At 35.5% G+C, this 11947-nt stretch carries 14 protein-coding genes; 11 read left to right on the top strand and 3 right to left on the bottom strand.

From position 1 onward, the window contains the following. Positions 1-9: 9 nt before the first annotated feature. Positions 10-1029, bottom strand: coding sequence for a permease (locus tag BK574_RS10675; RefSeq protein WP_078428589.1), 1020 nt, complete (start codon positions 1027-1029; stop codon positions 10-12). A 193-nt stretch (positions 1030-1222) separates the two neighbouring features. Here BK574_RS10675 and BK574_RS10670 point away from each other — a divergent pair, with 193 nt between their 5' ends. After that, complete coding sequence (locus BK574_RS10670; protein ID WP_158211616.1) at positions 1223-2188, top strand: CobW family GTP-binding protein; 966 nt, start codon at positions 1223-1225, stop codon at positions 2186-2188. 79 nt (positions 2189-2267) lie between these two features. Here the strand turns inward: BK574_RS10670 and uppP are convergent, their stop codons facing one another. Then, on the bottom strand, positions 2268-3098 hold the full coding sequence (gene uppP / locus BK574_RS10665; RefSeq protein ID WP_075384887.1) for an undecaprenyl-diphosphatase UppP: 831 nt from the start codon (positions 3096-3098) through the stop codon (positions 2268-2270). Positions 3099-3297: 199 nt separating this feature from the next. On the opposite strand from uppP, the gene BK574_RS10660 reads away from it, so the two are divergent. Further along, positions 3298-3846, top strand: coding sequence for a TlpA disulfide reductase family protein (locus BK574_RS10660; RefSeq protein WP_075384886.1), 549 nt, complete (start codon positions 3298-3300; stop codon positions 3844-3846). Between the two features lie 164 nt (positions 3847-4010). Then, a complete protein-coding gene (locus tag BK574_RS10655) occupies positions 4011-5090 on the top strand; it encodes a DUF3866 family protein (protein WP_078428586.1) in 1080 nt (359 codons plus the stop codon). Here the strand turns inward: BK574_RS10655 and mciZ are convergent. After that, positions 5087-5218 (bottom strand): Z-ring formation inhibitor MciZ, encoded by a 132-nt coding sequence (gene mciZ / locus BK574_RS10650; protein WP_078428585.1) that lies wholly within the window; start codon positions 5216-5218, stop codon positions 5087-5089. The genes BK574_RS10655 and mciZ overlap by 4 nt on opposite strands. A 96-nt stretch (positions 5219-5314) precedes the next feature. Here mciZ and BK574_RS10645 point away from each other — a divergent pair, with 96 nt between their 5' ends. The 8 genes from BK574_RS10645 to BK574_RS10610 all read left to right on the top strand — a co-directional run bounded on the left by BK574_RS10645 (position 5315) and on the right by BK574_RS10610 (position 11942). Further along, the gene (locus BK574_RS10645; RefSeq protein ID WP_075384884.1) at positions 5315-5860 is read left to right on the top strand and encodes an NUDIX domain-containing protein; all 546 of its coding nucleotides are present in this window, start codon (positions 5315-5317) and stop codon (positions 5858-5860) included. A 5-nt stretch (positions 5861-5865) separates the two neighbouring features. Beyond that, entirely contained in the window at positions 5866-7026 is a 1161-nt protein-coding gene (locus BK574_RS10640) for an endonuclease Q family protein (RefSeq protein WP_078428584.1), read from the top strand. 74 nt (positions 7027-7100) lie between these two features. Further along, positions 7101-7748: a stage II sporulation protein M gene (gene spoIIM / locus BK574_RS10635; protein WP_078428583.1), complete on the top strand. Its 648-nt coding sequence runs from the start codon at positions 7101-7103 to the stop codon at positions 7746-7748. A gap of 113 nt (positions 7749-7861) precedes the next feature. Next, entirely contained in the window at positions 7862-8326 is a 465-nt protein-coding gene (gene fur, locus BK574_RS10630) for a ferric iron uptake transcriptional regulator (RefSeq protein ID WP_078428582.1), read from the top strand. 243 nt (positions 8327-8569) lie between these two features. Next, positions 8570-8800, top strand: a complete 231-nt coding sequence (locus BK574_RS10625) for a YqzK family protein (RefSeq protein ID WP_075384880.1) — start codon at positions 8570-8572, stop codon at positions 8798-8800. A gap of 30 nt (positions 8801-8830) precedes the next feature. Then, positions 8831-9721, top strand: coding sequence for a site-specific tyrosine recombinase XerD (xerD, locus tag BK574_RS10620; protein ID WP_078428581.1), 891 nt, complete (start codon positions 8831-8833; stop codon positions 9719-9721). 205 nt (positions 9722-9926) lie between these two features. Continuing rightward, the gene (deoB, locus tag BK574_RS10615) at positions 9927-11108 is read left to right on the top strand and encodes a phosphopentomutase (RefSeq protein ID WP_078430837.1); all 1182 of its coding nucleotides are present in this window, start codon (positions 9927-9929) and stop codon (positions 11106-11108) included. Positions 11109-11141: 33 nt separating this feature from the next. Further along, entirely contained in the window at positions 11142-11942 is an 801-nt protein-coding gene (locus tag BK574_RS10610; protein ID WP_420796992.1) for a purine-nucleoside phosphorylase, read from the top strand. Positions 11943-11947 lie beyond the last annotated feature (5 nt).

Here is an 11947-nt window from a genome sequence, read left to right as displayed (position 1 = left end):
ATTAATCTATTATAATACAAATAGTTGTAGTGATAGAACTGAAATAAATACAATGGCAGTTACAACGACCATAAAGATAATGACAAACTTTGCTCGGAAAAAGGCAAATAGCATGATCGTGTTTTTCAAATCTAACATCGGTCCGTAAACGAGAAACGCAATAATAGATCCTGTTGTAAATGTACTGCCAAAAGAGGCGGCAACAAAAGCATCCGCTTCAGAACATAATGAAAGGATAAACGCAAATGCCATCATAACAGCTGTTGACGACCATTCATTACTTCCAATCGCAAGTAGAATATTTCGATCTAATAACGTTTGAAATAAAGCTGCAATAAATGCTCCTGCTATTAAATATTTCCCCATGAGGAAAAATTCATCGGCTGCATGGTACAGGGTTTGTTTTACTCGGTTTGGTTTTTGAGTCGTTCCGATTGGCACCATTACACGCCCTGTTAATTCTTCTTTCGTCCATTTTAGTTGATCTTTATTTTTGAATATAGCGTAAATGATTGCACCAATGATGATCGCTAACACAAATGCAAGTCCCATTCTCGCATATAGAACCGTTAAGTCTGTTCGAAATGCATAGAAAGTAGACGCGGCAACGACTGGGTTTAAGATAGGAGCAGCTACTAAAAAAACAACTCCGACATGAAGTGGCATTCCTTTTTTAATGAGACGGCGAACAACTGGAATAATCGCACATTCACAAATGGGAAAGATCGCTCCTAACACAGCCGCAGGTAATAAGGCCATATAAGCGTTTTTCGGTAAATAACGTTGTAATGCATCTTCTGATACATAAATTTGAATTAGTGCAGAAACAAACACACCAAGCAAAATAAAAGGAACAGCCTCAATGACAATTCCAAGAAAAATAGTATTTATATTCAGCAGAACATCTGAAATCGGAAATATACCTTCTTTAAATCGTTCGATGTTAAAAAATAGAAGAAGGAAGAAAACAAGTAATACGACTCCAAACAAGTCTTTCAACCAAGATGAAATAGAAGTTTTCAAATTCATAGTTCTCTCCTAAAAAGGTAGATTTTTAGCTAAATAGTATTTTATCATAGATGCTAGTCTTTTCGTAGAAGAAGAATTATTTGTTAAGAAAATGAAAAGAAAGTCACAAATAATAATGATTCCTATTTGTTAAAATAACTAGTATATTGTATGCTTATTTCAATAGATTATGTTAGTAAAGGTGGTTCTAACGATGGCAAAACCAATTCCAGTATATTTGATAACTGGTTTTTTAGGAAGTGGAAAAACAACAGTACTGCAAAAGGCTGTTCAGGCAGCAAAAAATAAAGGATTACAGCCTGCACTCATTTTAAATGAATTAGGAGAAGTGAACGTTGAGCAAGGATTATTTGCTAAAGAACAGATGGTTGAAATGCTGAACGGTTGTATTTGTTGTACCATTTCTGCTGATATGACAAGGGAACTTTCACTTTTTTTAGAAGGAAATGAAGATGTGGACATTCTTTTTATTGAAGGAACAGGAGTCGCTGATCCTGCTGAAATAGTCGAAGCTTTGACCCACCCTACTTTAATAGATAAAGTAAACCTAGTCTCAACGATAGGTATGGTAGATGGGAGCAAGTATTTAGAATATCAGAGTATATTTTCAAGTTCAAAAGAAATTAGAGAGATTTTGAAGAGACAAATTAGCTCATCCTCTCTAGTCATACTGAATAAAGTCGATTTAATAAAAGATAAAGAGTTAGTAAAAGTGAAAAAAAAGATCGAAGCCCTCGTTGATGAACGAGCAGAATTTGTTGAGACAACACACGGTGAAGTAGATCAAGATGTCCTTTTAAAGAAAAGGGTATTAAATCTGAATTACTCGGTTTCTTCTGATGGTGATCATCATCGTCATGATAATAATAACCACCACCATCATCATATGTTTGAGGCAATCACGTTAAGAGATATACCAGCTGTGAATCGGATCCATTTTGAAAACTGGCTAAAAAGTATGCCAGAAGTAGTAAGGAGTAAAGGAATATTACAATTTGATGAAACGCCAAAAACATTTCAATATCAATACGCATCAGGCCAACTTATGTTAAGTCACATAAAGGATCAATTAACCGTTAAACCTTGCATTATTTTAATAGGAAACGAATTAAATGGTGAAGAAATTAGAAGAACCTTTCAACAGTTAGTTGGTAAATAAAATAAGGTTGCAAAGAAAGACGGACACAGCTGTGTCCGTCTTTCTAGCTAAGGCCTATCCAAAGGTCAGCGCTTTTTCCTTAAATATCCATAATGGTTTCAGGATTAATAAATAGGGCAACTAGGATGGCAACAATAAAGCAGTAAATTGCAAAGTAAAATAGCTTGCTTTTCTTTAAGAATTCAATGAGCCAAACAATTCCTAACCACGAAAAAATAAATGTTGCTATAAAAGATACTATGAGTGCTGGGGCACCGATCGCACTAAACATTCCTGAACCGATTTCGTCTATGGCAAGGACTGACGATCCAAGAATAACTGGGATGACTAGTAGGAAAGAATAACGTACCGCAGTATCTCTACTCAATCCAGCTAATAGGGCAACAATTAATGTTGCACCAGATCTTGAGATACCAGGGAGTACAGCAAGCGTTTGACCTAAACCAACAACAATCGAATCTTTAAATGTCATATCCTCTTCTGTTCGTGAACCGTATTTGTGGAACCGTTCAATCAAAATAAGTGAAAGGCCTGTAAAAGTTAAGGCAGCTGCAATAAAATAAGGGGTCTTCATCGTGTCACCAACAACGTCTTTTAAAACTAGACCAAGCCCGCCTGTAATTCCTGTTGCAACAATGATATAAATACCAAAGAAGAAATGGACTTTATTTTCCTTAGAGCGATTCCCTAAATATTTAAAAAAGCCCGTTAATACATCAATAATGTCTTTTCGGAAATAAATGATTACAGCCAATATTGAAGCCATATGTAAATAAATTTCAAAGGCTAAACCAGGAAATGTATATCCAAAAATCATTTGTGTAATAACGATATGTGCTGTACTTGATACTGGTAGAAATTCAGTGATTCCTTGGACGATACCAAAAATTAATGCTTCGATGATAGACATAAAAAGCCCCTCTCTTCATATAACCAAAAATAAACTAAGCCGAATTCATTCTAGCAAATACTCACTGATTAATAAAGAATAAAATTATGAAAAAGTTTCAGAATGTAAGGAGATTGTCACTCTCTTATTATATATAGATGCTTAAACCGTGATATGATATAAAAAGATGGAAAGTTCGGATAGAAATGAGGTAATAGGATTGAAGAATAGACGATTGATCAGTATTTTAACTTTAATAATAGCTGTTGGGTTAATTATTTTTGTAATAGCTACAAATAGTGAAAAGGCATTAGGTGTGGACAAAGGGTTAAAAGCGATCGACTTTACTTTACCTGTTTGGGGAGAAGAAGGCGTAGAGGCGTCTTTATCTGATTATGAAGGCAACATAATTATATTAAATTTCTGGGCGACTTGGTGTCCTCCTTGTAAGGATGAAATGCCAGATTTTATGCAGTTTCAAGAAGATTATGGTCAACTTGGTATCGAAGTAGTAACTGTGAATATGTACTATTACGAAAGAAGAGCCACAGTTGAAGAAGATATAAAAGAATTTATGGAAGAAGTTAATGTTACGTTACCGACGTTACTCGATATTGAAGCTGTAGTGAATGATACGTATCAACCACCAGGTTTCCCGATGACGTACATTATCGACCAGGACCGTGTGATCCAACAAGTTGTTCGTGGAGAAGTCAATTACGAAATGCTCGAACATTTAGTGCTACCAATTGCTAAGGAGGCTGATTAAATCAGTCTCTTTTTAAGTTTTTGAGCCTACTTCAATACTATAGAAGTCAGTTAGCTTACCAACATATAGGGATAGACACTTAATGAATCTGCACACATGATACATATTTTGTTAAATACTGGATATGATAATAGTGGTGCTTTCTATGATGTAGGAGTGTTGTTATGTATGCGGATGAGGTAGTTTTTGTTAAGAGGATTATTTATGAGGACGATAGTATACAATTATTAGAAACATCAGGTGGCTCGGGTAGAGCGTTATTATATAGAAATTTCTTTCCAAGTGTACAAGAAGGGAAAAATGTAATTGTCAATGTAACAGCCACTTTACTTCACTTAGGAACAGGTGGTTGGGACATTGTGAAATCTGTTCCCGATACATTACCTTATCAGGAGGTGACTAGTAACGGGCATATTATGAAAGCAAGATATATGCCAAATCAACATAGTGTACTTTCTGTTGAAGCACAAGAAAGCGAAGATCATGCTCTGTTTCAGTCGACGTTTAATTTAGAGGGAAAACCAATTTTGTTAGCAGAATTACATAGTATGATTCCACTGGTCTATGTTCTTATGAAAAAAATTGATCCAAATGTGAAATTATCGGTCATTATTAGTGATGAAGCAGCATTACCTCTTATGTTAAGTGAACATATGAGAATTTTAAAGAAGGAAAAAGATTTTCATTCCATTACAGTCGGACAGGCGTTTGGTGGAGAGTTTGAGGCGGTAAACTTAATTACTGCATTGCAATTTGCAGTTCAAAAATTGAAAAGTGATATCATCATGATTAGTCTTGGCCCAGGAGTTGTTGGGACAGGTACGGTTTATGGATTTAGTGGCATGGAATTAGCTAATTGGGCTAATATCGTCAGTAGTTTAAATGGGCAACCTGTATGGGTTCCGCGAGTATCTTTTAAAGACCGTCGAGAACGACACTATGGAATTAGTCATCATACCATCACCCCACTAATGAAATTTACATACACTAAAAGTATTGTTCCCTTACCGCATCTAGCGAATAGCCACTATCATGTCCTTGCAGAACAAGCTGACAAATTAAAAGAAAAGCATATGGTTAATTGGGTAGAACAGAAAGATTTCAAGCCGATATTAGAAGCAGCTCTAGAAAGTTATCCTAAATCAATTACAACGATGGGGCGAGCGTATAATGATGACCCAACGTTTTTTTATTCGGTTGCGGCCGCTGTTTATACTGCATATCATATAAACACATTAGATTAGCGTTTGGAAATATCATTTCGCCATTGCTCAATGGTCTCATATTTTTTCATATACTGTTTTAGGATTGCATTAATTTGCCAGCTTTTCCCTACTAACGTAACACCTTGACTCGTTACATAAACCTTCATAAAATCACCTCCTGTAATTGTTCGCATCATGAAGTAGAAATGGCTATGATAGACTGTATGAGAGACTCAAATTGTTTAGAACTTGGAGGAGATTGTATGTCAAAACAATTCTATGAAAAAACACTAAAATCTGAAACTTTGTATGAAGGAAGAATTATTGATCTTGTTCTTGAAGATGTAGAGTTACCAAACGGTAAAATGAGTAAACGTGAGATCGTAAAACATCCAGGTGCAGTTGCGATCATTCCTGTGACCGTAGAAGGGAAATTGGTGCTGATTAGACAATTTAGAAAAGCGTTAGAAAGAAATATCGTTGAGATCCCTGCAGGGAAATTAGAAGTTGGGGAAAAGCCTGAAGTATGTGCAATGAGAGAATTGGAAGAGGAAACGGGCTATAAGACTAATCATATGGAAAAAGTGATTTCTTTTTATACATCACCTGGCTTTGCAGATGAGTTTGTCCATATTTATTTTACTAATCAGCTTGAGCAAGGAGTTGTAAATCCGGATGAAGATGAGTTTGTAGAGAAATTAGAAGTGACGGTGGAAGAAGCTGAGAAAATGATCTTAACGAATGAGATTTTCGATGCAAAAACAGCATATGCTGTTCAATGGTTAAAATTAAGAAACCAAAATAGGTGATGTAATTGCAAGAGTACTTTGTGGATTTACATATTCATATCGGAAGAACAAAAACAGGGAAACCAGTAAAAATTACTGCATCGAAATTATTAACTTTACCGAAAGTTATTGAATTTAGTAAAAAGATAAAAGGATTAGACATGATTGGGGTTATCGACTGTCACTCCCCAGAGGTGTTAGAAGAAATACAAGATTATATACGGGATTACTCCGCTGAAGAAGTTAGTGGAGGAGGTATTCGGTTTCAAAATGGGATTTTACTAATCTTAGGATCGGAATTAGAAATATATAATGAAAATTGCGATGGTCCATTTCATGTATTAACGTATTTTCCTACTATAAAATCAATGAAAAAATTTAGTTATTGGCTTTCCGAACGAGTTACAAATGTAACATTAAGTACTCAAAGAGTTTATGAAAAAAGTGAAGCAATTCAATTGAAGGTAAAAGAATTGGATGGTTTGTTTATCCCTGCTCATGCATTTACACCCCATAAAGGATTATACGGAAAAGGGGTAAAAAAGAGTCTAACGGAAGTGTTTCAACTGAATGATATCGACGGAATTGAACTTGGATTAAGTTCTGATACAAATCTAGTAAAAGATATTGCGGAATTAAATACCGTTTCCTTCTTATCTAATTCAGATGCTCATTCGTTAGAAAAAATCGGCCGAGAATATCAATTAATTAAGATGAAGCAAGCGAGTTTCAGGGAACTCCAGTTCGCGCTACATCAAAAACAAGGGCGACATATTGTAAAGAACTTTGGTTTAAATCCACGGTTAGGTAAATATTATCACACATGTTGTGAATTATGCTTTACTAATGTGCAAGATGGCAAAGTCTGCCCTAATTGCTCAAGTAGGAGAATTACGAAAGGTGTATTTGAAAGACTACAGGAGTTGGCTAATCCTAACGATAACACTGGTTTACGGCCACCGTATATTCATCATATCCCCTTAGAATTTATACCAAAGCTGGGACCTAAAACGTTAATGAAATTAAGAGATCGCTTTGGAAATGATATGAGCATTATTCACGATACGAATTACAATGAATTAAGGGAGGTCGTCAATGATGAAATTGCAAAGATGATCGTACTTAGTCGTACAGGGGGGGTGTCCATTTCTGCAGGGGGAGCAGGGAAGTACGGCAAAATCGAATAAAGTTAATAGATTACAGTCATAGACCTCTATTAAACATCATAGATTGAACTAACAGGTGTTTAGGAGGGGCATATATGAGAGGGAAACGTAATCGCTTTGGACAAGTTGTAGCTAGTCATATAGATGAAAATCGCTCTATTTATATTTTTACGATTATATTATTTTTGATGGGGATTATATTTGGTGCCATTGTCGTAAACAGTTTAAGTCTTACTCAAAAAAATGATTTATATTTGTATTTAAATCAATTTTTCGGGCAAGTTGCAGATGGCCAAATTGCCGAATCGTCTGCAATGTTTACGCAAAGCTTTGCCCACTATGCAAAGTATGTTGGGTTAATGTGGATCCTAGGGTTATCAATTATCGGACTACCAGTAATCCTCATTTTATTGTTTTTAAAAGGAGTTGTCGTAGGGTTTACTGTCGGCTTTTTAGTGAATCAAATGGGAATGTCAGGGTTTCTCCTTTCTTTTGTTTCAATCATGCCACAAAATTTTGTGCTTGTTCCAGCCTTTATTATAGTAGGAACTGGTGCGATTTCATTTTCATTAATCATGATCCGTAACCAGTTTATTAAGAGGAGCAACCAACCTATTTTCCCTCTCTTTACAAAATATTCAATGTTAATACTTTGCGTAGGTGCTGTACTTGCATTAGCTTCGGCCTTCGAAGCGTATGTATCTCCGTTTTTGATGAAAGTAGTAATTAATAATTTTATGTGATTATTAAATTATAATAATTATAGTTAGTTATTGATAATGACTATCGTTTGACACCTTTAATTGGAAACATTATAATATATACAGATTAGCGTGTTTTCAGGGGGGGTAAACGAGTGGAGAAAAGAGTAGATCGAATAAAGAAACAACTTCATTCACAAAGTTATAAGCTAACACCACAACGAGAAGCAACAGTTAGAGTTCTTCTTGAACATGAAGAAGATCATCTAAGTGCTGAAGATGTTTACCTTCTAGTAAAAGAAAAGTCACCAGAAATAGGTTTAGCGACGGTCTATAGAACGCTAGAGTTATTGACTGAACTAAAAGTAGTGGACAAAATTAACTTTGGAGACGGTGTTTCACGTTATGACTTAAGAAAAGAAGGTGCAGACCACTTTCATCACCATTTAGTTTGTATTGAATGTGGTTCGGTGGATGAAATTCAAGAAGACCTTTTAGGTGATGTTGAGAAAATTGTAGAGCTTGATTGGAATTTTCAAATAAAAGATCACCGACTGACTTTTCATGGGATTTGTCATAGGTGTCATGATCATAAACCAACTGAAGAAAACAATGACTAACCCTTTTACTTACCTAAAAGGGTTTTTTTATCCAAAAATGTGTAACAATTGCAATTGGATTTTCTTGAAATTCAACAACTGTTTTTAATATTTTTACTCCAAACCAAAAAGTAGATTTATTATTTTTTACAGAAACTTGTACTTATAAGGTATAAACGTATTTTATATTGGCATACCTTGTAATAAAAGAGTTGTGTATAGATGATAAACGTTTTTATAGTGGTGGTTAGGAGGTTGGGTTAAATGAATTCATGGTTTGAAGCCATTTGGAATACATTTAAAGTATTCGTGTTATTTATGGGATGCACACTTTTGTTCTATTATGGTATTCTATGGGTAAGTGAAGAATATGAAAGCTATCATAGATATGATGAGCCTAAAGGTAGGGCTGTAAAAGTCATTCAAATGGAGCAAATGAGTGAACAGCCAAGTTGGTTTGATAGGCTCTTACTTTTCTATCATTTTGGAGAGTAAAATTACTATTATTGGATAGGGGAAATGGCCATGCTAGAGCATATTGAAGAGTTTATCCACTATAGTATGGTAGAACGTGGACTTTCAAATAATACGATCGAATCTTATCGAAGAGATTTAAAACAGTATATAAAGTATATGAAAGAAGTAGAGCAAATGAATGCGATTGAATTTATTGATCGTAACGGAATATTAAACTATTTATATTTCTTGAAAGATAAAGGAAGAGCGGATACGACGATTGCTAGAACAATTGCCTCAATTCGCTCTTTCCATCAATTTTGTCTAAGAGAGAAAATCTCTGATAAAGACCCTACTGTACATATTGAAACACCAAAGGCGCAGAAACGGTTACCTAAAGTTCTTTCTACACACGAAGTTGAGGCTTTGCTTGACACGTCTAATGGTAACTCTGAACTAGATCTTCGAAACCAAGCGATGTTAGAAGTGCTCTATGCGACGGGGATTCGTGTATCTGAGTTATGTCAGCTTGAATTACAAGATGTACATATTACGATGGGGTTTGTTCGCTGTATTGGTAAAGGAAACAAGGAAAGAATTATTCCTCTCGGGTCAAAAGCTAGTGAAGCATTTGAAAAGTATCTAGCAAATTCTAGGTCCAAACTATTAAAAAAAGACAATCATCAAAAAGTTTTTGTCAATCATCATGGAAAACCATTAACAAGGCAAGGGTTTTGGAAGGTATTGAAAGGATTAGCTCAAAAAGCAAACATAAAAAAAGAATTAACCCCTCATACATTAAGACATTCTTTTGCTACACATTTACTTGAAAATGGTGCGGATTTACGCGCAGTACAAGAAATGCTTGGACATGCTGATATTTCAACGACACAAATTTATACTCATGTAACAAAAACAAGACTAAAAGATGTTTACGCCCAGTATCACCCTAGGGCGTAATTATTTTTCTTCTAAGTCGTCTGACATCAGACAACTTAGTTTTCTTAAATGCAACCGATATATTTGGTGTTGATTACCGTACGAAAATTTCACTATTATAATTACCTTTGTAAATGTATATTATTTCCTAATACGTTAGGGTATAGTAAAAGAGGAATGACTCATCGTGTTTAACGGACAAGAAGACTTTAATGGGGGTTATACGATGGCAAATTACCGTTTTAAGAGAATATTCATTATTGTAATGGACTCAGTTGGAATTGGTGAAGCACCTGATGCTGCTCAATTTAATGATGAAGGAGCAGATACATTAGGACATATTGCAGAACATATGAATGGGTTACATATGCCGATTATGGCAAAGTTAGGTTTGAGTAATATTAAAGAAATAAAAGGGGTAGCAAAAGCTGCTAAGCCATTAGCTCACTATGGAAAGATGCAAGAAGCTTCAAATGGTAAAGATACGATGACAGGACATTGGGAAATTATGGGGTTAAATATCCAAGAACCTTTCCTTACTTTTCCAGACGGCTTTCCGCCTGACTTGATTAAACAGATTGAAACACAAACTGGGCGAAACGTGATTGGAAATAAAGTAGCGAGTGGGACAGAAATTATTAAAGAATTAGGTCAAAAACATGTTGAAACTGGTGCGCTCATTGTTTACACTTCAGCAGATTCAGTTCTACAAATTGCTGCTCATGAAAAAGTGGTTCCGATTGAAGAGTTGTATGATATTTGTAAAAAAGTCCGTGAACTTACAATGGACCCCAAATATATGGTTGGAAGAATTATTGCCAGACCTTTTATTGGTGAACATGGAGAATGGCAACGAACGGCCAACCGTCATGATTATGCATTAAAACCGTTCGGTCGTACGGTTATGAATGAATTAGTGGATGCTCATTTAGATTCGGTAGCGATTGGAAAGATCAGCGATATTTTTGACGGTGAAGGAATAACAAAGTCGATCCGAACAACGTCAAATGATGACGGGATGGACAAATTACTAGAAAGCATCAACATGGACTTTAAAGGAATTAGTTTTCTGAATTTAGTTGATTTTGATGCTAATTTTGGCCATAGACGTGATCCTGAAGGTTATGGAAAAGCGTTAGAAACATTTGATCAACAATTAGCTGGAGTTTTGGATAAATTAAACGAAGAAGATTTACTCATTATCACAGCTGATCACGGAAATGATCCAGTACATCACGGTACAGATCATACGAGAGAATATGTACCGCTTCTTGTTTATTTTAAAGGCCTAGAAAAGGGAAAGGATTTGTCTATTCGTACTACGTTCGCTGATGTAGGGGCTACTGTTGCAGACAATTTCTCTGTTAAAATGCCTGCACACGGCACTAGTTTTTTAAATGAGATCTAAGGAAGAGGGATTATTATGATCAATAAACAATTAATGACCGAAGCAGCCAATTTTATTCGTGAAAAATTTAGTTCAAAGCCGCAAATTGGGTTAATTTTAGGCTCAGGATTAGGAGTATTAGCAGAAGAAATCGAAAATCCAGTTAAAATCGCATACGATCAAATTCCTAATTTTCCCACATCGACAGTAGAAGGTCATGCTGGTCAACTCGTACTTGGTACTTTACAAGGTAAAAGTGTCGTTGCGATGCAAGGAAGATTCCATTTCTATGAAGGATATGCTTTAGAGAAGGTTACATTCCCTGTTCGAGTTATTAAAGAACTAGGTGTCAAAACGGTGATTGTTACGAACGCAGCAGGTGGTGTAAATCAAAGCTTTAAAGCTGGAGATTTAATGATCATTCGTGACCATATTAATAATATGAATCAAAATCCATTGATAGGTAAAAATGATCCAGAATTTGGTGTTCGCTTTCCAGATATGTCTAATGCTTATTCTCCTAACTTACGGCGCCTCGCTAAAAATGTAGCACAAAAATTAGATATTTCACTTCAAGAAGGCGTCTATGTTGGTAATACAGGGCCATGTTATGAAACACCGGCAGAAGTGCGGATGATCCGAAAGCTTGGTGGAGATGCTGTTGGAATGTCAACGGTTCCCGAAGTGATTGTTGCTCGTCATGCAGGAATGGAAGTCCTTGGAATTTCATGTATATCAAATATGGCAGCAGGGATTTTAGATCAACCATTAACGCATGATGAGGTTATTGAAACGACGGAACAGGTAAAAGAACATTTCTTATCATTAGTAAAAACTATTGTGAAAGATATATAAGAAAG

Source organism: Alkalihalobacterium alkalinitrilicum (genome assembly GCF_002019605.1).
GTDB lineage: Bacteria > Bacillota > Bacilli > Bacillales > Bacillaceae_F > Alkalihalobacterium > Alkalihalobacterium alkalinitrilicum.
The sequence above is the reverse complement of the archived record's forward strand: the minus strand, read 5'-3'. Positions and strand labels throughout refer to the sequence as shown.